Here is a 24,762-nt window from a genome sequence, read left to right as displayed (position 1 = left end):
ATCCCTTACCAGCCGCCCGAGGCGCCGCCGCCACCGAAGCTGCCGCCCCCGCCGGAAAATCCACCACCGCCGAAACCGCCGCTGCTGCCGCCACCGAAGCCGCCGCCCATGAGAATCGGCACGCCCAGAGCGCCGCGCCGACGACGCCCACCGCGGCCACCGCCGCCGCCACTGCCGAACAGCGCGATGATGACCACCAGCAGTACGAAAAACCCAAGGCTGCGCAGCAACGAGGGACGCCCCTGTTCGCCGCGCGAACGCTGTTCGGGCTCGGCAAACGGATCGCCGCCCAGCACGCGGATGATGCCCTGGGCCCCGGCGACGATGCCCTGGCTGAAATCGCCCTTTTTAAAGGCCGGGGTGATGATGTTGTTGATGATCACCGACGACTGCGCATCGGTGAGTCGACCTTCCAGACCATAGCCGACATCGATACGGATCTTGCGTTCCTTTTTCGCGACAAGCAGCAGCGCGCCGTTATCCTCACCCGCCTGACCGATGCCCCAGTGACGACCGAGCTGGTAACCGTAGTCGTCAATGGTCTCGCCGCCGAGATCCGGCAGCGTCACCACCACCAGCTGTTCGCCGGTGGCCTGTTCGTGGGCAGCGAGCATGTCGGTGAGTTGTTGCTGGTCGCCCGCGTCGATCATGTCCGCGTTATCGACGACCCGCCCGGTCAACTCGGGAAACGACGGCGCGGCCCAGGCCAGGCCCGCCCATAACCAGAGCACGACAACCAGCAATAACGCACAGCGCGGCTCGACCAGCACGGTGCGCATCAGAACTGGACCTGGGGTGCCTGGTCTGCGTTTTCGGCCGTGGCCTCGAAGTTGGCATGCGGCTGCATGTCGCTATACAACAGCGAATGCCAGATACGGCCCGGGAAGGTCCGCAATTCGGTGTTGTAGCGCTGTACCGCCTGAATGAAATCACGCCGCGCCACGGCAATCCGGTTTTCCGTGCCTTCCAGCTGCGATTGCAGGGCCAGGAAGTTCTGGTTGGATTTCAGATCGGGATAGCGTTCGGAAACGGCCATCAGCCGGCTCAGCGCACTGCTGAGTTCGCCCTGGGCCTGCTGGAACTGTTCGAGCTTCTGCGGATTGTTGAGAATATCCTCGTCGACCTGGATCGAGGTCGCCTTCGCCCTGGCCTCGGTGACGGCCGTCAACGTTTCGCGCTCCTGGCGGGCGAACCCTTTCACCGTTTCGACCAGATTCGGCACCAGATCGGCACGCCGCTGATACTGGTTTTCCACCTGTGCCCAGGCCGCCTTGACCTGCTCGTCGTAGGTCGGAATGTTGTTGATGCCACAGCCGGTCAACGATGCCAGCAGCACGATGAGCAGCAAGACACCGGGCAAACGCTTGTAGGAAATCATGGGCAAGGCCAGCATGAATACGAACTCCGTGAACGCAGTACAGCTAAAAAACGCACTGTACGACAAACCGCGGGCGTACGACACGATGACCTGCCGGTCATAAAGCTGGCAGGCCATCTGATTGCGCACGAGCTAGCGTGCCATGCAGGCGCTATCGACCGCCCAGCCACCGCATGGCAACGAAAATCGCGGCAATCACGACAAACGCAAACATGCCGGTTGCCAGCGCATGGCGCCGCCATAGCCGCAGTGCGCGCTCGCCCAACCACCAGACCAGCACGGCCAGGCCGAAATAGCGCAGCCCGCGCGCCAGACCCACCGCGACGACGAACAACGGCAGCGAATAACCGGCAATACCGGCGGCCAGCAAGGCGACCTGAAACGGCACCGGGGTGACGCCGATGGTGAGAATGGCCAGAAAACCGTTGTTGGAAAAGCTCTGCTCGAAACTGGCATAGGCCTGCTCGGCCTCGAGCCAGCCAAGCACCGTCTGGCCGATCGTATCGAACAGGAAAAAGCCCACGGCGTAACCGATCAGCGAACCGGCAATACAACCGCCCAGCGTCACCGCAGCGATCCACCATAGCCGCCGCGGACGGGCGAGCATATACGGCACCATGATCAGCTCGATCGGAATCGGCAGGACCGTGGTTTCGGCCGCTGACAGCAGCCCGAGCCAGACCAGCCCATAGGGTGAATCCAGCAGCCGTTGGGTCCAGGCCGAAGCCCGGTTCATGTCCACGCAAGCCGTGTTGCGACGGGTTCTATCGTCATCGTTCGAATCATCGGCTGATCAGAACGAGAGCTGGACTGTGTCGTCATCGGCCATGAAGGGACGCGCTCTCGCCATGGCCATCCAGTGGCGGGTTTCCAACTGATAGTCGTGGCGATGCGCGGCGCGCTCGAGCGTAAAACCGTCCGCGTCGCGCCAGACCACCACGCCGTATTCACAGGGTATTTCTGCGGCCGTGGCAATGCCTTCGGCGATGACGAAATATACCTCGGCAGCCAGTTCGCGATAGCGCGCGATCTTGGCCGAACGCAGTTCGCCGAGCAGATCGCTGCGGTTAACCTTGATTTCATGCACCTGCGGCGCGAGATGATCGGGGCGCAGGCTACGGGTGAGCGAAAACACGTCCGGCTTGCACGGTGCCCAGCGCGTACTGTCGGTATCCGTCTCGGCGGTATGGACCGACAGTTCCGTGAATACGAGCCGCCCGCGCACGGCCAGATGGCGGGCGACGCCGTCGACGACCTGTGCATGGTGGCTGCGCGCCCTGCGGTTGCGCACGACCGTATCGCCCAGTGCCGCGCGCCCGGCATCGGTGACCAGAAAACAGCTCGCCCGCGTGCTGTACGCGGCTTCTTCGATCAGCCCCCAGCGCAGCAGATCGAGATCGATATTGTCGTGGCAGGCCCAGCCATGACTGCGCCAGTAGTGGCGCAGGCGCGTGGCATGGCGCCGCGCCAGCACGCCCGGGCGATCGTGTAATTCGGGATTGTGTCTGGCAGGCGCACTCATCGGGCGATAAAACGGTATTGTGCAGATGTTCAACAAAAAGCCCGGCCGAAAGCCGGGCATGAAAACGCCGATTATAGACAGCGGCTACTGATCGGTCGCGCCTTCGGACGTATCGCTATCGGTCGCATCTTCTTGCGTATCCGTTTGCATGGCCTTGTCGTGCGACATGGCGTCGTTTTCCTTGAGCTCTTCCTTTTGCGCCTTGGTAGCCGGCATGCCACCCGCCTGCGGCACCTGCTCGCCGGTACGCGTTCCTGCGGCGTCCTTTGGCAGGCTGCGTACGCTATCGGCCTGATGTTCGGTGGCCGGCATGGTTGTATCGTCGGCCGTGCCCTGCTCGGCAGCGAACGCCGGCAGCACGAGGGCAGCGCTCATCAGAGCCAGGCCTACGCTGGCACGGGCCAGCCCATGAATCGAGTTCGACATCTCTCCTCCTTGATTTTTTAATGCCCCAGCAAATGTCGCGCAATCGATCGACGGCTTCAAGCGTTTTATACCCGCACGAAAAAGCCCGGCCGTGGCCGTAATGCCGTTCACTTAAGCGGCGAAGCGCGTTTATTGACGGGATAACGGGTTTTCGACATCTTGACTGTTCTCGGCCGTGCCGGCCGAGAACGGTTGTCCAGACCCAGCTGCGCCAGCCCGGCTCGGAGTTCGGATAATCGCGCGCCGGTTCTTGAGAGCGGCTGCGCGGCGGCCATCACGATCAGTTGTGCTGCGATGTATTGATACGCGAATTTGAAGCGAATCCGCGTGGGATCCAGGCCGTGCACGACGGCTGCTTGGCTGGCTTCCCGACGGATCACGTTATAGGCCAGCAATAGCCCCCAGACCTCTTGATAGGCCAGATTCACGGTCTTGCTGCGCAGCGTGAGCGCATTGTGCTGCAAGGCGCTTTTGATATCACGGAAGCCGATCTCGATTTCCCAGCGCTCGCGGTACAAGGCGGCGACGGCCTCGGTGCCGTAGTCCGCTGCGGGCAACGAGGTGAATACCGTCCGGCGTTTGCCCTTGTCGTCCAGGCTTACGGCCCTGACAGCCCAGGTTTCGGGCAAGTCTGGATTACGCTTGCGCGCCTGCGGCGACACGCGCATGCGCAGCAAGCAGTCATTATCGTTGTAGGTGGCGATGGTTTCCGAGACCAGGCCCTTGCGCGCAGGAATGAGCCAGTGGCGCTTTGTGCCGGCCGCGACGCGCAACAACAGATCGGCGCCCCAGAAACCCTTGTCGAATAAGGTGACGGTGTGATCCGGGATACGATCAATGAAGGTCTCGGCCAAGCGCATCTCGCTGCGCCGATACGGGCTGAGCTGGGCGTCGAGCACGACATGCGAGCGCACGTTCATCAGCGCCGCGACCCGCATCATCGGATACGGCGTCTGCCGATCTGTGCTGGTATTTCCGGAACCGAAGTGATCTCGCAAAGCCGGTGTATCCGGCGTGCGCAGCACGGCCCCATCGACGGCGAGGACCTGCAGCGCGTGCCAGTCGTCGCCCGGATAGCGTTCGGCGCCCCATGTCGCACCGGTCTGGCGAAACAGCCATTCGACGGGCGCACCGCCCAGGCGCTGGCGCGCCTGCGACACGCCGCTGGGTGCCAATAGATGATCGGTGGCCAATCCCCGAGCGCAGATGTTGAGACGGCGTGCGACTTCGGCGACCGGTTCGTTACGAAACAGCGCCATGCCCAGCACCAGCCAGAGCACTTGATCCGACGGCAGGCGCCGTCGCCGGATCGTGGCTTTATCCGCCAGGTGTAACGCCGACTCGACCCATTCGATCGGAATGTTCTGCGTGAACGTGCTCAGATCAGAGAATGAATGCAGATCGTCTAGATCGAACAGGCGCTCTTGTAACGACATAAAAAAATCCGGCCTTCACAAGTGAAAGCCGGATTCTCAAGAACCGCCTCGACCCTATGCAATGCTTAAATGAACGGCATTACGGCCGTGGCCGGGCTTGAATCGGATCGCCCGCATGTGGGCTAGGAAATCTTAGTGACTTGCCAGCGTCACGCGCGGGTGGTGGACATGGTTGAGATCGAGCACTTCGATCTGGCTGCGACTGGCCGGCACGCTCTGCTGCGAGGCCGTAGCACTTGCCTGGGTATCGGTATCGGCTGCGCCATGACGCAGAATCGCGTTTTGCGAGGCCGACATCGGCGTGATGTTGTCCTGAGCCGGGCGTGACTGCTCGGCGGCTGCCGCGGGCACGGCGAAACCGGCCAGCGTGAGCAAACCGGCAACGAAGGCGTTACGACGTTGGTTACGACGGTTCTTGGACATGGGTCTTCCTCAAGGATGAATGACAAAACGAAATCTGTTGAGAAAGACGATTGACGCACTTGCTCCGTTTTCAATCGCTGCAGTGCAACATTTTTCCGATCGCACCCGATCGTTGATATTTCGGCGCTTCCCAAGCGCTTTTCACGGCATTTTTGGGTATTTCAATCGCAGCGGCCTATAGACCCATCGCCACTGTCTATGAGGGTTGTGCCGGGATTGTGCGTACTTGCCGGGGCATGCCCTGCATGCTTTGTCTGAACACCAGCCAGGCCATGCTGCCAGCCAACGCGTTACCCAGCGCCGCACCCAGCCCGACATAGGGCATTTGCCCGCCGAGCCACACCCCCAGCGCAATACAGGGCAGATAGCACACGAACAGGCGGGCGAACGAAATCATCATCGCGCGCAGCGGCCAGCCCAGCGCGTTGGATGCCGACACCACCAGCATGCACAGCCCCAGCAGGGCATAACTGGGCAGCATGAGGCGAATCAGCCAGGTCAGCGCCTCGCGCACCACCGCGTCGCTGGACAACGCGCCGGCGACCCAGGGCGCGGCCAGGGCCATGACGCTGCCCAGCACCAGCTGCCAGACGATCACCGTCTGGAAAGCGATCGACATCAACGCCCGAATACGCGGCCAGTTGCCAGCGCCGTAGCAATGCCCCAGCCAGGGCGGCAGCGACATGGTCAGGCCCAGCACCAGCATCAGCGATACGGTTTCCAGCCGACTGGCCAGCCCCCAGGCGGCCACCGCCTGCTCACCCAGCGAGGCGATCAGCGCGGTCGCCGCCATCGCCGATAGCGCCGGCATGAGCTGGCTGAGCATGGCCGGGCCCGCGATGACCGAAAACGGGCCAATGGAGCGACGTGTCTCACCCGCCAGGTCGGTGGCGCTGAGCCAGTTCTGTCGTGACAAACGCCAGCCCAGCAGCAACAGCCCGATCGCAAACGCGGCGGCCGTAGCCCAGGCCGCACCCGGCAGCCCCAGACCGGACCAGCCACCGATACCAAAGATCAGCAAGGGATCGAGCACCAGGTTCAACCCGCTGGTGGTGACCATCAGCAGGCCCGGCAGACGGGTGTTGTTATGCGCGCGAAACAGCGTGTAGCCAAAATACAGTAGCGCGGAGAACCAGTTCGCCAGCAGCTGCACCGGCCAGTAATGACCGATGTGTTCGAGCGCTTCGCCTTCAGCGCCGAGCTGCCGGAAAATCGGCACATGAAACAGCCAGAGCGCGATCGCCAGAACACCGATGACCGTTGCCCCGCCCAGCACAACCAGACTGCCCAGACGCCGAGCGCGCTCGTGCTCGCCGGCCCCGATCGCCCGTGAAATGAGCGCAGCGATAGCGATGCCCAGACCGACCTGAACACCAATCATCAAAAACGTGATCGGAAACGTAAACGACTGCGCCGCCAGCGCCACCGTGCCCAGACGCGCGACGAAAGCCGAGTCGACCAGCTGAAAGCCCAGCAGCGACATCACACCGATCGCCATCGGCCAGGTCTGGGCGAACAGCTGGCGGCGCAGCGCGCCACTGCTGGCGCGAGTAGAAGAAAGATCGCTCACCAAAGAATCCGCGGGTGCGAGAATGCCGCGCAATTCTACGCCATGCCACAATGTCGCGATGCGGGCGCGTCCGGGCGAACGTACAATACCCAGGTGCACTACCACTGCATCACGAGGTTCTATGCGCGCTATCCGTTTTCATGTTCTGGGTTTGCTCATCGTCGCCGTGCTCACCGGCTGCGCGGGCACACCGACCTTCGTGCAACTGGCCGATACGAAGTGGCAGCTTGCCCAACTCGACGGTCAGCCCGTTGATACCCAGGACATGGCGCGTACGCCCTATCTGTTGATGCATGCCAACCAGCGTCTCGAAGGTTTTACCGGCTGCAATCGGGTCAATGGCCGCTACAGTGGCAGCGACGACACCCTGCGCTTCGATTCGCTGGCCAGCACCCGGCGCTACTGCGACCAGCGCATGGATATGGAAAACGCCTTCACGCATGCCCTCGAACGCACCCAGCACGCCGAAATCCACGGCGATACCCTGGTGCTGATCGATGCCCAGGGCCATATCCTGGCCACGCTGGCCCGCGACGGCGCACGATAGCGCACGCTGCCAGGGCAAGCGCTGCCTAACGGATTTGTTGTTAGGCACGCAGTGCCTCATACGGCGTGAACAGCAGCTCACGCGCGTTTAGAGCGCGTGGCCTTCAGCCTTGTGTGCGCTTGTTCGCATCCATTGACAGATAGGATGCCTGCTCGCTCGCATGACGACTCAGCACGCGTCGCTGTAGCGCCGGCCCGGCTCGATCGATCTGTCTTTCACCTTATTCGCGTGTCTTCGCGTTCATTGGCGGACAACCTACTTGCTCGGGCACAGCCCCTGCTCGGCATCGACGGATGGGCGCGTCCACCCGGCCATTGGACTACATGCCGGTTTTTTGTCCCACGGCCAAACGCCTGTGTGTGGAGGGATAGCCGATCTGGTCCATCGCACGGGGTAGCCACCGCCGTATTAACTGTATATAAATACAGTTATGAACACGCAACACACCTCGACCGACCCACGCGCCCAGCGCCTGGCCGAACATGAAGCCTACTGGCAGCGTTTTGGCGTCCACCGCGCCACACGCCAGGCCGAACTGCCAGCGCTGTCGACCGGCTGGTCGGCACTCGATGCGCAACTGCCTGGCAGCGGTTACCCGATCGGCGCGGTCACCGAACTGCTATGCCAGGACGCCGGGCTGGGCGAACTGAGCCTGCTGTTACAGGCTCTGGCCCGCCGCATGGCCGAACAACCCAAACGTCAGCTCGCCTTCATCGCCCCGCCGGCCACGCTGCATGCCCCCGCACTGGCCCAGGCCGGTATCGACTGTGCACGCCTGCCCCTCGTGCGCTGTCGCGATGAGAGCGAAAAAGTCTGGTGTGTGGAACAGATGGCCCATGCCCATGCTTTTACCGGCTTCGTCGTCTGGGGCGATCGTTTCGATACCACGGCCCTGCGCCGTCTGCAGCTGGCCGCCGAAAAAGCAGTCTGCCCGGTTTTTGTCTATCGCCCGATCCGGGCAGCGGCCGAACGCTCGCCGGCGGCCCTGCGTCTGGCGATTACTGCCGGGCGCGACGGCCAGCGTATCGAGATACTCAAATGCCGTGGCCCGGGGGGCGCGCGTCTGACCGGCCTGCAACCCGATAGCGAAACCGTATGGCGATTCGCCGACACGCACGCCGATCTGGCAGCGCTGCGTGCCGCGGCCGACAACGATATTCCCGACCCCGAGCATGGACGCCATGTGGCTCGCGCTTCGTTTCCCCCACTGGGCGCTCGATAGCCGCGCCGAGGCCACTAACCAGCAGCCGGGCACAAGCCCGACGCTGGTGGTGGCTGAACAGCGCGGCAAACGCCATGTCGTGGCCGCCGGCACGGCAGCGCTCGAACAGGGCATTCAGCGCGGCATGCTGCTGGCCGATGCACGTATGCGCCTGCCCGATGCGCGTGTGCTGACACGCCATATCGCCGGCGAAGTCGCCGCGCTCGAACGCCTGGGCGGCTGGGCCTGGCATTACAGCAGTCAGGTGCATATTGCCCGGGCCAGCGAGCGGATCGAATGCGCGCGGGTGGTATTCGAAATTGGCGCCAGCCTGCGTCTGTTCGGCGGGCGCCGATGCCTGCTCGAACGCGTGCGTGCCGATCTCGATCGCATGGGCTATCGCTATACCCTGGGCGTGGGCGACAGCCCGCATGCCGCCCTGGCCTTCGCGCGGGCGCCATCACAGGAACATCGCAAACAAGGCCTGGCCAGGCTGCCGCTGGCCTGTCTGGATCTTGATGGCCAGACCACGCTATCGCTCAAGGCCAGCGGGCTGCGCCAGGCCGGCGAACTGCTGGCCCTGCCGCCATCCACACTGGTGCGTCGCTATGGCAAGCCCACGCTGGAAGCGCTGGAATGTCTACGCGGGCACCGACCGCATGGTCTGGATTTCTATACCCTGCCGCAGCGTTACGGTACGCGCCACGAACTCACCGGCGCGGTCGAAACCACCCAGGGGCTGGTCTTCGTGCTGCGACGTGTATTCGCCGAACTGGCTGCCTTTCTGCAGGGCGCGGATGCCACGATCCAGACCCTGCAACTCAAGCTCATCCACGACGATCTGCCGCCCACGCGCCTGCTGCTACGCCTGGCCGCCCCCGCGCGTGACGCCGCCCATCTCGAGCGCGTGGCCAACGAACGCCTGGCTCGGGTCACGCTGGCCGCGCCGGTGCTCGAAATCGCGGTCGCCAGCGACCGGCTGCGGCGTTTCGAATACGACCAGAACAGCCTCTGGCGCGATACCGACGCCGCCGGCATCGAACAATGGCCGGCTGTGCTCGATCGGTTGCGGGCGCGGCTGGGTCACGACGCGGTCGGCTGGCTGTATGCGCTAGACGATCATCGCCCCGAACAGGCCAGCGCGCGCCACGACCGACCGGCGCCGGCCCATACGCCGACCACGGCCCCACGCCCGATGTGGCTGCTCGACGCGCCCGAACGCGCCCCGGCCGATCTAACCCTGATCGCCGGCCCGGAACGTATCGAAACCGGCTGGTGGCAGCACAGTATCCGGCGCGATTATTTTCGCGCCCGCGATGGCCAGGGGCGCCTGCTCTGGGTTTATCGCGATCTCGCCCATGCCCAGCACGGCGATGCCCCTGTTTATTACCTGCACGGGCTGTTCGGATGAGCGCGCTCGGCTATGCCGAGCTGTGTTGCGTGAGTGCGTTTTCGTTCCAGCGCGGCGCCTCCACGCCCGAGGAACTGGTCGCCCATGCCGCCGAACTCGGTTACCAGGCGATTGCACTCACCGATGAATGCAGCCTGGCCGGGGCGGTACGCGCCCTGCAAAGCGCCGAAGCCTGTGGCATTGATCTGATTCTGGGCAGCCGTTTCACCCTCGACGAGGGCGTGACCGTGATCCTGCTGGTACGCAATCGCAACGGTTATACACGCCTGTGTCGTCTGATCACCGATGCCCGCCAGCGCGTGGCCAAGGGCCATTACCGTATCGGTCTGGCCGATCTGCAGGCGGCTACGCTCTCCGACTGCCGGATACTCGTATTGCCCGATTACGACTGTTCGCCCACACCTGCGCTGCATGCACTGCTGGGCTGGCTGGCTACCACCTACCCGCGCAAAACGCATATTGCCCTGGCCCTGCACCGGCGCGCCGGCGATCGCTCCCACTACCGGCGTCTCGATGAATTGCGGGCTCACTACGGACTGGCGCTGGTCGCGGTCGGCGATGTGCACATGCACCGGCGTGCCCGGCGGGCGCTACAGGATGTATTTACCGCCCTGCGCCTGGGCACAACCGTACACAACGCCGGCCAGGCCCTGTTCGCCAACGGCGAACGCTATCTGCGCCCGCGCTCGACGCTGGCCGCGCTCTATCCCGAACACACGCTGGCTGCGACATTGCGTATCGCCGCCGATTGCCGTTTTTCCCTGCGCGAGATCCGCTACGACTATCCATCCGAAGTGGTGCCCCAGGGCCGGACCGCACTCGATCATCTGCGCGCGCTCGTGGACAAAGGCTGTCGCAGACGCTGGCCCGAAGGCCCGAATACCGCCATACGCAAACAGATCGCGCACGAACTCGCGCTGATCGAGCAAAAGAACTATCCGCATTATTTTCTGACCGTGCACGACATCGTCGAAGAGGCCAACCGACGCGGCATTCTCTGCCAGGGGCGCGGCTCGGCCGCCAATTCGGTGGTGTGTTTCTGTCTGGGCATCACCGAAGTGGACCCGCTGCGCCACGACATGCTCTTCGAGCGCTTCATCTCGCACGAACGCAACGAACCACCGGATATCGATGTCGACTTCGAGCACGAACGCCGCGAAGAAATCATCCAGTACATCTATCGCAAATACGGCCGCCAGCGGGCCGCGCTTGCGGCCACCGTCATCCATTACCGGCCGCGCAGCGCCATGCGCGATGTCGGCCGCGCCATGGGCCTGAGCGTCGACCAGATCGATACCCTCGCCGGCGCGCTGTCACGGCGCAGCGACGACGGCAGCCTGGCCGCCCAGCTCGACGAACGCGGTATGGATATCGACAACCACGATCTGGAACGCATCCTGATGCTGGTGGATACGCTCATCGGCTTTCCGCGTCATCTATCCCAGCATGTTGGCGGTTTCGTGCTCTCCGACGTACCGCTGGAACAACTGGTACCGGTCGAAAAAGCGGCCATGCCCGATCGCACCATCATCCAGTGGGACAAGGACGATCTGGAAGCGGTCGGACTGATGAAAATCGACGTGCTCGCGCTCGGTATGCTCAGTTGTCTGCGCCGTTGCTTCGCCTTCATCGAACGTCATTACGATCGTCGACTGACCATGGCCACCATCCCCGGCAAGGACAAGCCCACCTACGACATGATCTCGGCGGCCGACACCATCGGCGTATTCCAGATCGAATCCCGTGCGCAGATGACCATGCTGCCGCGGCTGCGTCCGCAACGGTTTTTCGATCTCGTGGTCGAGGTCGCGATCGTACGCCCGGGCCCCATCCAGGGCGGCATGGTTCATCCCTATCTGCTCAATCGCGAGAAAAAACCCGACGAGATTCACTACCCCAGCGAAGCCTTGCGCAGCGTGCTCGAACGCACCCACGGCGTACCGATCTTCCAGGAACAGGTAATGAAGATCGCCATGGTCGCGGCCGATTTCAGTGCCGGCGAAGCCGACGGCCTGCGGCGCTCGATGGCGGCCTGGAAGAGAAAAGGCGGGCTCGAACCCTGGCGCGAACGCTTGAAAAGCGGCATGCGCGCCAACGGCTATGCCGAGGAATTCGCCGATCGCATCTTCGAACAGATCAAAGGCTTCGGCAGCTATGGTTTTCCCGAATCCCATGCCGTGAGTTTTGCCCTGCTGGTCTACGTCTCTTCGTATATCAAATGCCACTATCCCGCGGCCTTTGCGGCCGCGTTGATCAACAGCCAGCCCATGGGCTTCTATGCCCCGGCCCAGATCGTGGCCGACCTCAAGCGCCACAGTGTGGACGTACGTGCGGTCGATGTCTGTCACTCGAACTGGGATTGCACGCTCGAAAACGAGCCCACGGGCCGTATTGCACTACGGCTCGGCCTGCGCCTGGTCAAGGGTTTGTCCCCCGAGGCCGGCGCACGAATCGTGGCCGCGCGTCAGGCACGCGCGTTCAGCCAGATTCCGGATCTGGTGGAGCGCGCCAACCTGGATCGTCGCGCGCGAGATGCCCTGGCCCGCGCCGATGCGCTACGCGCGCTGGCCGGCCATCGTCATCAGGCGCAATGGCAAATCGCAGGCGCCCGTGCCCATGGCGATCTGTTTGCCGGCATCGAACCCAGCGAACCCGACGTCGTACTGCCCGAACCCCAAGAAGGCCACGAAATCGTGGCCGACTATGCCAGTACGGCCCTGACCCTGCGCCGCCATCCACTGGCGTTGTTGCGTGCCGCGCTGACACGTCAGGGCGTGCTGACGGCCCGCGATTTCAACGACCTGGCCGACAGCCGACCCGCCCATGTCGCCGGTCTGGTCACCATTCGCCAGCGTCCCGGCAGCGCCAAGGGCACGACTTTCGTCACCCTCGAAGACGAAACCGGCTGCGTGAACGTGGTCGTGCATCGCGATCTGCTGGCGCGCTATCGCGTAGCCGTCACCAGTGCCCGGTTGCTACGCGTCAACGGCATCATGCAGCGCCAGGGCCCGGTGACCCATTGCGTGGCCCGGCATATCGTCGACGACAGCGCCCGGCTCGGAAAACTCACCACGCGATCCCGCGATTTCCATTGAAACCATTGCCTTATTGAATGTATTTGGCAATTTTTCTAGCTTAAAACGCAAGCATTGTCTTTATGGATCACGGTCATTCATGGAATGGGAAAACGCTTCTACATGAAGCGACACATCATGATCGGATCCTAAGCGCTTGTAATATCTATTTATCCTAAGCCGAAAACCGGATTACCATCATTGGTTCTGGCAGCGGGTCGCGAGCGCATATCAAGTCGAATCAGTCCGCAAATGAACGCCAATAAACGCGAATTTGGAAAGATGAACCGCTACATACGGCGATAAGTATCGCCTTGAGAAGCACGCTGAAACAGTGAAGCCAATGCCCGCTTAACCAACTTATTTGCGTTAATTCGCGTTCATTCGCGGACAAGTATGCTCTTCCCGAGCGATCGCCCATACTATAAAAAAAAGGCCCGGTAGAACCGGGCCTTACAACACTTTATTAAGGTTCGTTCGCGCGCTGGATCAGGCCTCGGCCGTTTCCCGCGACGAGATATCGAGTTCGATCGCATCGTCGTTGACGCGAACCACCACCTGACCGCCATTGGCCAGTCGGCCGAACAGCAGCTCTTCGGCCAGCGGCTTCTTGATGTGATCCTGGATGACGCGGGCCATTGGCCGTGCGCCCATTTTCACATCGTAGCCGCGCTCGGCCAGCCAGCTCCGTGCCTCGGCTTCGACCGTCAGGCCAACGCCGCGTGCTTCGAGCTGGGCTTCCAGCTGGAGGATGAACTTGTCGACCACCCGCTCGATGACTTCGCCCTGTAACGGCTGGAACTGGATGATCGAGTCCAGCCGGTTGCGGAACTCGGGTGTAAAGCCACGGCGGATCGCTTCCATGCCGTCCGAGCTGCTGTCGCTCGGATTGAAACCGATGCCGCGGCTGGCCATGGCCTCGGCGCCCGCGTTGGTCGTCATTACCAGAATCACGTTGCGGAAATCCGCCTCGCGTCCGTTGTTGTCGGTAAGCTTGCCGTGATCCATCACCTGCAGCAGCAGGTTGAAGATATCCGGATGGGCTTTCTCGATTTCGTCGAGCAGTACCACCGAATGCGGCTGCTTGTTGACCGCTTCGGTGAGCAGACCGCCCTGGTCGTAACCGACATAGCCCGGCGGCGCGCCGATCAGACGCGACACGGTATGGCGTTCCATGTATTCGGACATGTCGAAGCGCACCAGTTCCACGCCCAGATGCAGGGCCAGCTGACGGGTGACCTCGGTCTTGCCCACGCCGGTCGGGCCGGCAAACAGGAACGAACCGATCGGCTTGTCGCGGTTATCCAGCCCCGAGCGCGACATCTTGATCGCACTGGCAAGCGAGGTGACCGCTTCGTCCTGGCCGAAGATCACGAGCTTGAGATCGCGTTCGAGCGTCTTGAGCACATCGCGATCGTCGCGCGACACGGTCTTGGACGGAATCCGGGCGATCCGCGAGACCATGTCCTCGATATCGCGTACCTGGACGGTCTTGCGCTTCTTGCCCGAGGGCCGCAGGCGCAGCCGGGCACCGGCCTCGTCGATTACGTCGATGGCCTTGTCCGGCAGATGCCGATCATTGATATGGCGTGCCGACAGTTCGGCCGCAGCTTCCAGCGCCGGCTGGGTATAGCGCACCTGATGGTGTTCCTCGAAGCGATTCTTGAGTCCGCGCAGAATCTGCACGGTATCGGCCACGCTCGGCTCGGGCACGTCGATCTTCTGGAAGCGGCGCGCAAGCGCACGATCCTTTTCGAACACACCCCGGAATTCCTGATAGGTGGTCGCGCCCATGCAGCGCAACTCGCCGGATGCCAGTTTCGGCTTGAGCAGATTCGAGGCGTCCATCACGCCGCCCGAGGCCGCGCCGGCGCCGATGATGGTGTGGATCTCGTCGATGAACAGTACCGCGCCATCCTGTTTTTCCAGTTCGGCGAGCACGCCCTTTAGGCGCTTTTCGAAATCGCCGCGGTATTTGGTGCCCGCGATCAATGCGCCCAGATCGAGCGCATAGATCACGCTCTTGCCCAGTACGTCGGGCACTTCGCCATCGACGATCATGCGTGCCAGGCCTTCCGCAATCGCGGTCTTGCCCACGCCGGCTTCGCCGACCAGCAACGGATTGTTCTTGCGCCGCCGGCACAGCGTCTGGACCACGCGTTCGATTTCGTGATCGCGACCGATCAGCGGGTCGACATCGCCTTCGGCCGCTTTGCGATTGAGATTGGTCGCATACTGTTCGAGCGGGGATTTGCCGGCTTCGCCGCCTTCTTCGGCGGCCTTTTCCGTGCTCGGGCCGGCCTGCTCGCCTTCGCTACCGGATTTCGACACGCCGTGGGAGACGTAATTGACCACGTCCAGCCGGGTCACATCCTGCTCATTGAGCAAATAGACGGCATGGGATTCCTGTTCGGAGAAGATCGCGATCAGCACATTGACCACGGTCACCTCTTTCTTGCCCGACGACTGCACGTGATAGACCGCACGCTGAAGCACGCGCTGAAAACCCAGCGTGGGCTGGACTTCGTGATCTTCGCCGGCGGGCACGACCGGCACGTGGGTATCGATATAGCTTTTGAGTTCGCGTTCCAGGCGCGAAATATCCGCGCTGACCGCTTCCAGCACCTCGGCCACCGCCGGGTTGTCCAGCAGCGACATCAGCAGATGTTCGACGGTCAGCATTTCGTGGTGCTGGCGTCGCGCCACCATGAAGGCAGCGTCCAGAGCGGTTTGAAGTTCCTGGCTCAGCATTTTGCGTCCCCGAACCTTGGTTCGATTGAGGCCTGATCGTGTCCCGTGAGTGGTTCGAAAATCAGGCTTTTTCCATAGTACACAACAGCGGGTGCTGGTGGGCGCGTGCGTGATCGTTGACCATCGCCACCTTGGTCTCGGCTATCTGAGCCGTAAACGTACCAGCCACCGCCTTGCCCCGCGTATGAACGGTCAGCATGATCTGTACCGATTGCTCGCGGTTGAGATTGAAAAACGTCATCAAGACTTCAACGACGAATTCCATCGGCGTGAAATCGTCGTTGTGCATGACCACCTTGTACAGCGGCGGCTGCTTGGTTTTGGGCCGACTGGTTTCGACAACGGCCTCGCCTTCGTCTTCCACCGTCGGCTTGGGTTTGTCGGACTGACTCATTGGGCCCCTACCTCGGCTTGCCGGCGCGTCCCTCTAGAGACTTGATCGGCATCGGATCCATTTTCTATACGCAGGATATAAGGATACGGGGGCAGCAAATCAATCGATCACACGCAATCGATTCGCACAACGACCATGCCGGCGCGGCCTGCGCGCCAGCGACGGTCGATAAATTCAGGACTTATTCGCCGAGGTTGTGGGCGAGCAGCGTGCGGATACGCTCCGGAACCTGCTGTTCGACTTCCACGCGTGCGACATTGATCGCGCTGGCAAAGGCCACCGCATCGGCATCGCCGTGCGATTTGATGACCGTACCCTGCAGGCCGATGAAGGTGGCGCCGTTGTACTGGCGCGGATCGACGCGGCGCCGAAACGCCTTGAGCACCGGCATGGCAAAGAATGCCGCGCTGCGGGTGAGTGCATTGCGCGAAAATTCCTCGCGCAGGAACTGGGCGATGAGCTTGCCCAGCCCTTCGCTGGTCTTGAGGGCGACATTACCCACGAAGCCGTCACAGACCACCACGTCGACATCGCCGATATAGATATCGTCGCCTTCGACGAAGCCGATATAGTTGAGCTCGCTGTCGCCGAGTAATTTGCCGGCCTGCTGAATCTGGGTGTTACCCTTGATTTCCTCGGCGCCGATATTGAGCAGCCCCACGCGCGGTTCTTCCACGCCGTGCACCGCCTCGGCAAGCACCGCGCCCATTACCGCGAACTGAAAAAGCTGTTCGGGCGTGGATTCGGCGTTCGCGCCCAGATCGAGCATCAGTGTATGCCCGCGCCGCGAAGGAATCGGCGACACGATCGCCGGACGGTCGATGCCGGCCAGGGTCTTGAGCACGAAACGTGCGGTCGCCATCAACGCGCCGGTATTGCCGGCAGACACGCAGGCCTGGGCATCGCCGGCCTGGACCAGATTGATGGCCACGCGCATCGAGGAGTCTTTTTTCTGGCGCAGAGAGCGCGCAGGCGACTCCGACATGCCCACCACTTCGCCGGCATGACGCACGGCCAGACGACTGCCGAAGTCGGCATTCTTCTGGCGCGCAATCTGGCGATTGAGCATCTCGGTATCCCCGACCAGAACGATTTCCAGATCGGGGTGGGCATGCAAGCTCGCCACGGCAGCATCCACGGCCACAGGGGCGCCGTGGTCGCCGCTCATGGCGTCGACTGCGATACGCGTCATCAATCGAAATCCGGGGCAATCAAGCCCCGGACATCATTCGATCTTTAAATGTCGTCGCCGGTATTGACGACCCGGCGACCACGATAGAAACCATCGCGCGTGACGTGATGACGCAGATGCGTCTCGCCCGTCGTCTGGTCGATCGACAGCGTCGGCGGGTTCATGCTGGCGTGCGTGTTGCGACGTTTATCGCGCTTCGAACGGGATTTGCGGTTCTTTTGGACGGCCATGGCGTTCTATGTCTTCCAGCGTTGTCGAAAATCGTCAATCGTCGCGTTTGAGCTGACTCAGCACCGCGAACGGATTGTTGCGTCGTTCATCGTCTTGTTCGTCACTGCGCGGCATGTCGTGATCGACATACTGCGCCGTGCACTCCGGCCGGCTGCAGCGGGCTACGCTCGGCAGCGCCAACAGCAACTCGTCGGCCACCAGCGCATGCACATCCAGCATATCGCCATCGGCCAGCACCGGCTCGTATTCGCGCGGCACGTTTGCAGCAGCGCTATCGTCGCCGACCACCACGCCGGCCACGTCAACGTTCATCGGCTGATCGAAAGCATTCAGACAACGCTGGCATTCCAGCCGCAGCGTCGTGCTGATATCGCCCTCGACATGGACACGTCTTTGCGCATCCTCCCGAAACACGAGGTCGACCACCACCGGCTCGCTGCCGGCATCGATCGTCTCGGCCGCGACCCGATCCAGACGAACCAGATCGAGACAACCTTCGATACGCCCCTGCTGTGTGGCAAGTCGACGGTAATCGACGCGTGATACCAGCGCTCGGGGCGTGTTCATGGCGCGCGATAATAGGGGCGAAGGGCCGCCAAGTCAAAGCATTTCGGCGCCCGCACGCCCATTCGCGCTCGTCTGAGTAAAGCGTAAAGGCGTGTCGATCGTTTATCCTTCGCGCTTCGCCGACCAAGGATATGTCATGGCCTCGCACCGCCCTGCACCGATCATCCTCGCCTCCAGTTCGCCCTGGCGCCGCCAGCTGCTGAGACAGCTGGGAATTCGCTTCGAAGCCACCTCGCCGGATATCGACGAAACCCCGCGCGCTGGCGAGGCCCCGGCCGCGCTGGCCGAGCGCCTGGCCATCGCCAAGGCGCGCACCATTTTCGACGACTGGCCGGAGGCCATCGTGATCGGCTCCGATCAGGTCGCCGATGTCGAGGGCGACATTCTCGGCAAGCCGGGCACCCCGGAAAAAGCGCGCGCGCAACTGCGCCGACAATCCGGCAAGACCGTTTATTTCCATACCGGGCTGTGCGTATGCGCTCCCAACTTCGAGACGCCGCGCGCCCAGGTAGAAACGGTCACCACACGCTTTCGCGAACTTAGCGATGCCCAGATCGCGCGCTATGTGGCCGCCGAAGACGTGACCGCCACCGCCGGCAGTATCAAGTCCGAAGGCCTGGGCATCAGTCTGGTCGAGTCGATCGAAACGAAAGACCCGTCGACCCTGGTCGGCCTGCCACTGATCGCGCTGTGCCGAATGCTCGAACAGGCCGGCGTCGAGATTCCCTAGGGAAGCTCTGCATAACGTCTCGCGGCTCGCGTTCGCCCTGGAAAGACTTTCAAGGTCAAATGCATTGCGACAAGGCGTCCGAGCGCAGCGCCTGCCTCATTGGCAGGTCAAGCTCGGCAACGCCGTCGCGGCGCATTTGAGGCCGAACCCCTTGCGGGCCGGGGCTTTGCGCGCGCTTGATCGGCGTCAGTGTTCGCTACCGTGCAACGAGCACGCTACGCTCTCACTTCCTTGTCAATCACGCGCAAAGCACGCCGGCGCGACCACGACAGGTTGTGCAGTGCTTCCCTAGGCGCTACGCCGTTCGCACGCCAACCACTCGGGTAGCGTCTCGACACTGTCGAGCACCTCGATCGCCCCGGCCCGGCGCAGGCGCTGGGCATCGTGCACGCCACAGCCGACACCGATCGCATCCACGCCCGCGGCGCGGGCCATGGCGACATCGTATTCGGTATCGCCGATCATCAGCGCATTTTCGGGCACGGTCGCCGACCACAGCAGAATTTCTTCAAGCATGTCCGGGGCCGGTTTGGGCGTGGATTCGTCGGCACAGCGGGTCCAGCGGAAATACCCTTCGGTACCGGTCGAACGCAGGGCCGAATCGAGCCCGCGCCGGCTCTTGCCCGTCGCTACCGCCATGGTGAAACCGCGGGCCTTCAGTGTATCCAGCGCCCCACGCACGGGCGGAAACAGCTCGGCGGCGCTGCGCTTCATGCCATAGCGCGCGCGGTAGGCGTGCAGGCGCGCGCGTACGCGTTGGGTGTCGAGTTCGGGAAACAGCCGGGCCAGCACATCGTCCAGACCCAGGCCAATGAGTTCACGCATGCGGTCCGGCGAGCGCTCCGGCAGGCCGATCTCCTGAATCGCGTTCTGCATCGCGGCCACGATCTCGCCGGCCGAGTCCATGAGCGTGCCGTCCCAATCGAATACCAGCAGTTCGTATCGCTTCATTACGCCTTATCCAGCCGATCCAGTATCTGTTGCAAGTCATTCGCCAGCGGCGCGTCGAGCTGCAGTGTGTCGTTGTCGTATGGCATGTCGATATGTTCGGCATGCAAGAACATGCGCTTTAACCCGCGCTCCTGCCACAGCCGCGCGCGCTGATTGGAGCCATACTTGTCATCGGCGGCCACTGGATGCCCGCAGTGCGCGGCGTGAACGCGAATCTGATGGGTGCGTCCGGTCTTGATGCGCACAGACATTAATGTGGCATCGTCATAAAAGGCGATCGGTTCGAAACGCGACACGCTCACCTTGCCGCCACTCGGGTCCACCGTGACCATGCGTTCGCCGCCCCGCTCCACATCGCGCGACAGCGGCGCATCGACCTCCACCGCGCCGGCTTCCCAGTGGCCATCGACCAGCGCCAGATAGCGTTTGGTCGCGCTGGCATCGTTGAGGCCGGCGCGCAGCGCATCCAGGGCCGCGCGCGAGCGGGCCACCAGCAGACAGCCGCTGGTGGCGCGGTCGAGCCGGTGCACGAGCTCTACATACTCGCCGGGGCGCGCCACACGCAGCACCTCGATCAGACCGAAGCGCAGGCCGCTGCCGGCATGCACCGCCAGGCCCGCCGGCTTGTTGAACGCCAGCAGATCGTCGCGTTCGAGCATCAACGCCGCACGTGTCTTGGCGATGAGTGCGTCGGGCGGGCGCCCGGGGCCCGGCTTTTCCTTTTGACGCACCGGCGGCAGCCGGATCTCGTCGCCTTCGTTCAGGCGCGTCCCCGGTTTCGCCCGGCCGCGGTTGACGCGCACCTCGCCGCTGCGAATGATGCGATAGACCTTCGATTTCGGAACGTTGCGAAAGGTACGCAACAGAAAATTGTCGAGTCGCATGTCGGCGTCGTTATGATCGACACGGACATAGCGAACTTGAGCGGGTGCCGTAGTCAGATTACACTCCCAAGGTCGGGTTGATTGACCTGTCCGCCGACGCCTTTCCCGCGCGGGTACGCAATCACCGACTGACAGTCATTTGTCACACGCTGAAAATAAAGCAGGGCAAGCCTAGCATGCGCCCCGGCGACCAGCGTGTTTCCGCTAAGAGTCATTTATTTATCCATGTGCTCCTGTCTGATTGCTGCTGTGCACCACGTGATCGCTACCGCCATAACCGGCTGCGACAACACGGGTACGCCGGCGGCCGGCGCCTGTTTGCGCGCGCCGCTCACACTCTCGGGCAGTCGAGCGCCAGTCGAGATCCATTCGAATGAAACGCATTTTGATCAACGCCACGCAGCCCGAAGAGCTGCGCGTGGCGATCGTCGATGGCCAGAAACTCCATGATCTAGATATCGAAGTCGGCAGCCGCGAACAGCGCAAGGCCAACGTCTACAAGGGCCGCGTGACGCGTGTCGAACCGAGCCTCGAAGCCGCCTTCATCGACTACGGCGGCAATCGGCACGGTTTTCTGCCGCTCAAGGAAGTGGCCAAGGACTACTTCAACAAGAACAACAACGGTGGTAACGGCAAGGACAGCATCAAGCATGCGCTGTCCGAAGGTCAGGAGATCATCGTCCAGGTGGAAAAAGAGGAGCGTGGCAACAAGGGTGCCGCACTCACCACCTTCGTGAGCCTCGCCGGGCGCTATCTGGTACTCATGCCCAACAACCCGCGCGCCGGCGGCGTGTCGCGGCGTATCGAGGGCGAGGACCGCAACGAGCTGCGCGAAGCGCTCAACGAAGTTCAGGTCCCCAACGGCATGGGCGTGATCGTGCGCACCGCCGGCGTGGGTCGATGCGCCGAAGAGCTGCAATGGGATCTGGATTATCTGGTCCAGGTCTGGAAGGCGATCAACGACGCCGCCGAAGCGCGCAAGGCGCCGTTCCTGGTCTACCAGGAATCCAACGTCATCATTCGCGCGCTGCGCGACTACCTGCGTGACGATATCGGCGAAGTGCTCATCGACCAGGCCGATATCTACGAAACCGGGCGCGAGTTCATGCAGCAGGTCATGCCGCATGCCCTCAACAAGCTCAAGCACTACACCGACGAAACGCCGCTGTTCTCGCGTTTCCAGGTCGAATCCCAGATCGAGAGCGCCTTCGAACGGGAGGTCACCCTGCCCTCCGGCGGCTCGATCGTCATCGACCATACCGAAGCGATGACCTCGGTGGATATCAACTCGGCGCGCGCCACCAAGGGCGGCGGCATCGAGGAAACCGCCTTCAACACCAATCTCGAAGCGGCTGATGAGGTCGCCCGCCAGCTGCGTATCCGCGATCTCGGCGGGCTGGTGGTCATCGACTTCATCGACATGGAGAACAACAAGAACCAGCGCGAGGTGGAAAACCGTCTCAAGCAGGCCGCCAAGGCGGACCGCGCGCGGGTTCAGATCGGGCGCATCTCGCGCTTCGGCCTGCTCGAGATGTCGCGTCAGCGCCTCAAGCCGTCGCTGTCGGAATATTCCTCGCAGGCCTGCCCGCGCTGCCTGGGCCGCGGTTCGATTCGCAGCGTCGAATCGCTGTCGCTATCGATTCTGCGCCTGCTCGAGGAAGAAGCAATGAAGCCGGCCACGGGCCGCGTGATCGTACAGTTGCCGATCGCGGTCGCCAGCTTTCTGCTCAACGAAAAACGCGACGATATCGCCGGCGTGGAAAAACGCTCGGGCACCCAGGTCACCCTGGTGCCGAACCACACCCTGGAAACCCCGCACTACGAAATCAAGCGTGTGCGCGGCGACCAGCTTTCCGAAGACGCCAACGACGCCACCAGCTATCGTCTGGACACCCACGTCGAGATCGAAAAACCGGTCGAGCCGGATCACAGCGCCGCCGCGACCGCGCGCGAAGAACCGGCGGTCAAGCGGGTCGCCCGTCCCGACGCCCCGGTCATCGAACGCAAGGCACCCGCCGCCGAGGCACCGGCTGCGCCGCCTACGGCCGTCATGACGCCCTGGCAACAACTCTGGGATGCACTGCGCCGTATCTTCGCCGGCGACGCCCGCCCCGCCACCACGACGACCGCGGCCAGCACCGACAGCAGCCAGTCACAGGCGCGCGATAGCAGCGCCGACAAGCGCGACGATAGCGGCGATCGCAACGAGGGCGCGCGCAAGACCAAGCCACGGCGCGGTAATCGCTCGAACGACAACCAGAACAACAGCGACAACAATAGCGGCAACAACGCCAACAAGCGTTCGCGCCGCGGCGGACGCAATCGGCGTAACAACCGAGGCGATAACGACAACAGCGACAACGAAAACGCCCAGAACAACCAGAACAAGTCGAACAACACGCGCAAGAACGACGATAACGCCAACAAGCGCAGCGACGGCGGCAACAATAAGCCCAAGGATAAAAAGCCCGCGCAGAACAAGGCGAACGACGCCAAGGGCGACGACGCCTCGAAGGACGAACAAAAGAAAGACAAGTCCGCGCCGACGAAAAACGTAGACGACGCCAAGCAGTCGAAGCCCAAGGCGGCGGCCAATAACGAGCCGAAGCCGGAGGACGCCACCCAGCAGGCGGCGACCAACGATACGACGGACGAAGCGGCCACCGAGAGCGCGGCCGAAAACACCAGCGACAACGCCGACAACACGAGCACCGACAGCAATAACGAAGGCGGCGGCCGCCGCCGTCGTCGGCGCGGCGGACGCGGGCGTCGTGGTGGGCGCAATCGCAACAAGAGCGCCAGCGATTCGCAGAACGGCGAGTCCCAGAACGCCGATGGCGAAGATGAGGCCAACCAGGCCGGTAGCGCACAGGGGCAATCGGATGGCGCCACGAGCACAGCCGATGACAGCCAGGCCGCGGCGCAGGCCAGACCGGGCGAGAGCGACAACGCATCGGCGACGCCCACACCGGCCGATGACGCCTCGCTGAACGCGGACAAGCCAGCCGATAACGCAAACGCCGATAACGCGAAGGCCGAAGCGCAAAGTAACGAGGCGGAGACTCAGGGCCAAACGCAGACGAGCAGCCACGAGAACGCCCCCGCTGCCGAGCCGAGCGCGGAAAAACAGGCCGAGGCCTCCAAACCGTTACAGGCGCCCGCGCCCGAGGACGATCAGCCCTGGTCGGCGGTAACCGCCAGCGAGAACGCCAAGGCAGCGTCCGGGCACAAGCCGGCCCAGGCCGAATCCGAACTCGGTACGGTCGAAACCAGTGAGCAGGCCGCCAGTGCCCGTGCTGACGAAGGCGAAAGCGGTGATACCGCCAAGCCCGAGCCGAAGCCCGAGCCCAAACCCGCAAGCACGCCCGCGGTCGACGAGACCCCGACCGAAACCGCGCAGGAAGAGCCCGCGAAACCGGCCGAACCGGCAGACGACGCCGCGGCCAGCACCGACAGCGAAGACGCGGGCGCAGCGACGGACAATCCGGCCCGCCCGACAGCCGCTGCCGAAAAATCCGATACCGGATCGGCTGAGGGCGATGAGCCGGCCCCCAAACCCAAGCGCAAGCGCCCGGCCAAGAAAAAGGCCGCGCCGGCCAAGGCCGCCACAGCGGGCGACGAGTCCAGCACGCTGCAACAAGTCGAAACCCAAGCCGGTGAGCCGACCCAGCAGGCCGATATCGAGGACAGCGCCAAGGCGGATGCCGAAGCGGTGTCCGAAACCGAAGCGGCGGCGAGTAGCGACGACGCAGCGCCGGCAGCGGCGGATGTGCCCCAGGCGCAATCACGGGCCAGCGTCGATGAGGTTGTCGGCAAAGCCGACACGTCAGCCGATAGCGAGGAAAGCCGGCTCGAGCAGGTGGAAACGCAGGTCGATGCCGATGCGCAGGCGGACGACGCGGAATCTACGCAAAAGCCGGCCAATACCGGCGGCCAATAGCCTGAGGCGCACCGCTGTGTAAAGGAGGCTCGGCCCACGATGGGCCGGGCCTTTTTTATGTCTGCGTCAGATTACGCCGGTGACGCCGGGCGTATCGCTCGCACTGCATCGGTACGATGGCCGGCAGACCCGCC

General features: G+C 63.1%; 21 protein-coding genes. 6 read left to right on the top strand and 15 right to left on the bottom strand.

Annotated elements, in window-relative coordinates:
• Positions 1–5 precede the first annotated feature (5 nt).
• From T5B8_RS15005 to T5B8_RS14970, 8 genes are all read right to left on the bottom strand, one after another.
• Positions 6–779 (bottom strand): TPM domain-containing protein, encoded by a 774-nt coding sequence (locus T5B8_RS15005; protein WP_353180055.1) that lies wholly within the window; start codon positions 777–779, stop codon positions 6–8.
• Positions 779–1,378, bottom strand: a complete 600-nt coding sequence (locus T5B8_RS15000; RefSeq protein ID WP_502950728.1) for a LemA family protein — start codon at positions 1,376–1,378, stop codon at positions 779–781. The genes T5B8_RS15005 and T5B8_RS15000 overlap by 1 nt, the downstream gene beginning before the upstream one ends.
• Positions 1,379–1,529: 151 nt before the next feature.
• Positions 1,530–2,114, bottom strand: coding sequence for a YqaA family protein (locus T5B8_RS14995; RefSeq protein ID WP_353180054.1), 585 nt, complete (start codon positions 2,112–2,114; stop codon positions 1,530–1,532).
• A gap of 57 nt (positions 2,115–2,171) precedes the next feature.
• The gene (locus tag T5B8_RS14990; protein WP_353180052.1) at positions 2,172–2,900 is read right to left on the bottom strand and encodes a hypothetical protein; all 729 of its coding nucleotides are present in this window, start codon (positions 2,898–2,900) and stop codon (positions 2,172–2,174) included.
• 84 nt (positions 2,901–2,984) lie between these two features.
• Positions 2,985–3,326 carry a hypothetical protein gene (locus tag T5B8_RS14985; RefSeq protein ID WP_353180050.1) on the bottom strand — a complete coding sequence of 114 codons (342 nt, stop codon included), beginning with the start codon at positions 3,324–3,326 and terminating at the stop codon, positions 2,985–2,987.
• Between the two features lie 107 nt (positions 3,327–3,433).
• Complete coding sequence (locus T5B8_RS14980) at positions 3,434–4,762, bottom strand: IS4 family transposase (protein ID WP_006915674.1); 1,329 nt, start codon at positions 4,760–4,762, stop codon at positions 3,434–3,436.
• A 132-nt stretch (positions 4,763–4,894) separates the two neighbouring features.
• Entirely contained in the window at positions 4,895–5,185 is a 291-nt protein-coding gene (locus T5B8_RS14975; protein WP_353180049.1) for a hypothetical protein, read from the bottom strand.
• Positions 5,186–5,381: 196 nt separating this feature from the next.
• Positions 5,382–6,755, bottom strand: a complete 1,374-nt coding sequence (locus T5B8_RS14970; protein WP_353180047.1) for an MATE family efflux transporter — start codon at positions 6,753–6,755, stop codon at positions 5,382–5,384.
• Positions 6,756–6,876: 121 nt separating this feature from the next.
• Between T5B8_RS14970 and T5B8_RS14965 the strand changes: the two genes are divergently transcribed.
• The 4 genes from T5B8_RS14965 to T5B8_RS14950 all read left to right on the top strand — a co-directional run bounded on the left by T5B8_RS14965 (position 6,877) and on the right by T5B8_RS14950 (position 13,009).
• The gene (locus T5B8_RS14965) at positions 6,877–7,302 is read left to right on the top strand and encodes an META domain-containing protein (RefSeq protein ID WP_353180045.1); all 426 of its coding nucleotides are present in this window, start codon (positions 6,877–6,879) and stop codon (positions 7,300–7,302) included.
• 430 nt (positions 7,303–7,732) lie between these two features.
• The gene (imuA, locus tag T5B8_RS14960; RefSeq protein WP_353180043.1) at positions 7,733–8,524 is read left to right on the top strand and encodes a translesion DNA synthesis-associated protein ImuA; all 792 of its coding nucleotides are present in this window, start codon (positions 7,733–7,735) and stop codon (positions 8,522–8,524) included.
• The gene (locus tag T5B8_RS14955; protein WP_353180041.1) at positions 8,484–9,914 is read left to right on the top strand and encodes a Y-family DNA polymerase; all 1,431 of its coding nucleotides are present in this window, start codon (positions 8,484–8,486) and stop codon (positions 9,912–9,914) included. The genes imuA and T5B8_RS14955 overlap by 41 nt, the downstream gene beginning before the upstream one ends.
• On the top strand, positions 9,911–13,009 hold the full coding sequence (locus T5B8_RS14950) for an error-prone DNA polymerase (RefSeq protein ID WP_353180039.1): 3,099 nt from the start codon (positions 9,911–9,913) through the stop codon (positions 13,007–13,009). Before T5B8_RS14955 ends, T5B8_RS14950 begins: the two co-directional genes overlap by 4 nt.
• A gap of 468 nt (positions 13,010–13,477) precedes the next feature.
• Here T5B8_RS14950 and clpA read toward each other — a convergent pair whose 3' ends face one another.
• From clpA to T5B8_RS14925, 5 genes are all read right to left on the bottom strand, one after another.
• Complete coding sequence (gene clpA, locus T5B8_RS14945) at positions 13,478–15,739, bottom strand: ATP-dependent Clp protease ATP-binding subunit ClpA (protein ID WP_353180038.1); 2,262 nt, start codon at positions 15,737–15,739, stop codon at positions 13,478–13,480.
• A 61-nt stretch (positions 15,740–15,800) separates the two neighbouring features.
• Entirely contained in the window at positions 15,801–16,133 is a 333-nt protein-coding gene (clpS, locus tag T5B8_RS14940) for an ATP-dependent Clp protease adapter ClpS (RefSeq protein ID WP_006913917.1), read from the bottom strand.
• Between the two features lie 181 nt (positions 16,134–16,314).
• Positions 16,315–17,325: a phosphate acyltransferase PlsX gene (gene plsX, locus T5B8_RS14935; RefSeq protein ID WP_353180037.1), complete on the bottom strand. Its 1,011-nt coding sequence runs from the start codon at positions 17,323–17,325 to the stop codon at positions 16,315–16,317.
• Positions 17,326–17,369: 44 nt separating this feature from the next.
• Positions 17,370–17,555: a 50S ribosomal protein L32 gene (gene rpmF, locus T5B8_RS14930; protein ID WP_353180036.1), complete on the bottom strand. Its 186-nt coding sequence runs from the start codon at positions 17,553–17,555 to the stop codon at positions 17,370–17,372.
• 34 nt (positions 17,556–17,589) lie between these two features.
• On the bottom strand, positions 17,590–18,123 hold the full coding sequence (locus T5B8_RS14925; protein WP_353180035.1) for a YceD family protein: 534 nt from the start codon (positions 18,121–18,123) through the stop codon (positions 17,590–17,592).
• Between the two features lie 136 nt (positions 18,124–18,259).
• On the opposite strand from T5B8_RS14925, the gene T5B8_RS14920 reads away from it, so the two are divergent.
• The gene (locus T5B8_RS14920) at positions 18,260–18,853 is read left to right on the top strand and encodes a Maf family protein (protein ID WP_353180034.1); all 594 of its coding nucleotides are present in this window, start codon (positions 18,260–18,262) and stop codon (positions 18,851–18,853) included.
• Between the two features lie 288 nt (positions 18,854–19,141).
• Here T5B8_RS14920 and T5B8_RS14915 read toward each other — a convergent pair whose 3' ends face one another.
• Positions 19,142–19,804 (bottom strand): HAD family hydrolase, encoded by a 663-nt coding sequence (locus tag T5B8_RS14915; RefSeq protein WP_353180033.1) that lies wholly within the window; start codon positions 19,802–19,804, stop codon positions 19,142–19,144.
• Positions 19,804–20,688, bottom strand: coding sequence for an RluA family pseudouridine synthase (locus tag T5B8_RS14910; protein WP_353180031.1), 885 nt, complete (start codon positions 20,686–20,688; stop codon positions 19,804–19,806). The genes T5B8_RS14915 and T5B8_RS14910 overlap by 1 nt, the downstream gene beginning before the upstream one ends.
• Positions 20,689–21,070: 382 nt before the next feature.
• Between T5B8_RS14910 and rne the strand changes: the two genes are divergently transcribed.
• Entirely contained in the window at positions 21,071–24,628 is a 3,558-nt protein-coding gene (gene rne / locus T5B8_RS14905; RefSeq protein WP_502950804.1) for a ribonuclease E, read from the top strand.
• The last annotated feature ends 134 nt before the right edge of the window (positions 24,629–24,762 follow it).

Origin of the sequence: Salinisphaera sp. T5B8, assembly GCF_040361255.1 — a bacterium.
In the GTDB taxonomy this organism is placed as follows: domain Bacteria; phylum Pseudomonadota; class Gammaproteobacteria; order Nevskiales; family Salinisphaeraceae; genus Salinisphaera.
Note: the sequence above shows the minus strand (reverse complement) of the source record. Positions and strands in the feature narration are given on the sequence as shown.

What these genes read in the sequence shown, in the direction of transcription:
- T5B8_RS14910 (WP_353180031.1), bottom strand. Translation starts at nt 20,688, where the DNA reads ATGCGACTCGACAATTTTCTGTTGCGTACCTTTCGCAACGTTCCGAAA.
- clpA (WP_353180038.1), bottom strand. Translation starts at nt 15,739, where the DNA reads ATGCTGAGCCAGGAACTTCAAACCGCTCTGGACGCTGCCTTCATGGTG.
- T5B8_RS14955 (WP_353180041.1), top strand. Translation starts at nt 8,484, where the DNA reads ATGTGGCTCGCGCTTCGTTTCCCCCACTGGGCGCTCGATAGCCGCGCC.
- clpS (WP_006913917.1), bottom strand. Translation starts at nt 16,133, where the DNA reads ATGAGTCAGTCCGACAAACCCAAGCCGACGGTGGAAGACGAAGGCGAG.
- plsX (WP_353180037.1), bottom strand. Translation starts at nt 17,325, where the DNA reads ATGACGCGTATCGCAGTCGACGCCATGAGCGGCGACCACGGCGCCCCT.
- T5B8_RS15000 (WP_502950728.1), bottom strand. Translation starts at nt 1,378, where the DNA reads ATGATTTCCTACAAGCGTTTGCCCGGTGTCTTGCTGCTCATCGTGCTG.
- T5B8_RS14985 (WP_353180050.1), bottom strand. Translation starts at nt 3,326, where the DNA reads ATGTCGAACTCGATTCATGGGCTGGCCCGTGCCAGCGTAGGCCTGGCT.
- imuA (WP_353180043.1), top strand. Translation starts at nt 7,733, where the DNA reads ATGAACACGCAACACACCTCGACCGACCCACGCGCCCAGCGCCTGGCC.
- T5B8_RS14995 (WP_353180054.1), bottom strand. Translation starts at nt 2,114, where the DNA reads ATGAACCGGGCTTCGGCCTGGACCCAACGGCTGCTGGATTCACCCTAT.
- T5B8_RS14965 (WP_353180045.1), top strand. Translation starts at nt 6,877, where the DNA reads ATGCGCGCTATCCGTTTTCATGTTCTGGGTTTGCTCATCGTCGCCGTG.
- T5B8_RS15005 (WP_353180055.1), bottom strand. Translation starts at nt 779, where the DNA reads ATGCGCACCGTGCTGGTCGAGCCGCGCTGTGCGTTATTGCTGGTTGTC.
- T5B8_RS14950 (WP_353180039.1), top strand. Translation starts at nt 9,911, where the DNA reads ATGAGCGCGCTCGGCTATGCCGAGCTGTGTTGCGTGAGTGCGTTTTCG.
- rpmF (WP_353180036.1), bottom strand. Translation starts at nt 17,555, where the DNA reads ATGGCCGTCCAAAAGAACCGCAAATCCCGTTCGAAGCGCGATAAACGT.
- T5B8_RS14975 (WP_353180049.1), bottom strand. Translation starts at nt 5,185, where the DNA reads ATGTCCAAGAACCGTCGTAACCAACGTCGTAACGCCTTCGTTGCCGGT.
- T5B8_RS14925 (WP_353180035.1), bottom strand. Translation starts at nt 18,123, where the DNA reads ATGAACACGCCCCGAGCGCTGGTATCACGCGTCGATTACCGTCGACTT.
- T5B8_RS14920 (WP_353180034.1), top strand. Translation starts at nt 18,260, where the DNA reads ATGGCCTCGCACCGCCCTGCACCGATCATCCTCGCCTCCAGTTCGCCC.
- T5B8_RS14990 (WP_353180052.1), bottom strand. Translation starts at nt 2,900, where the DNA reads ATGAGTGCGCCTGCCAGACACAATCCCGAATTACACGATCGCCCGGGC.
- T5B8_RS14915 (WP_353180033.1), bottom strand. Translation starts at nt 19,804, where the DNA reads ATGAAGCGATACGAACTGCTGGTATTCGATTGGGACGGCACGCTCATG.
- T5B8_RS14980 (WP_006915674.1), bottom strand. Translation starts at nt 4,762, where the DNA reads ATGTCGTTACAAGAGCGCCTGTTCGATCTAGACGATCTGCATTCATTC.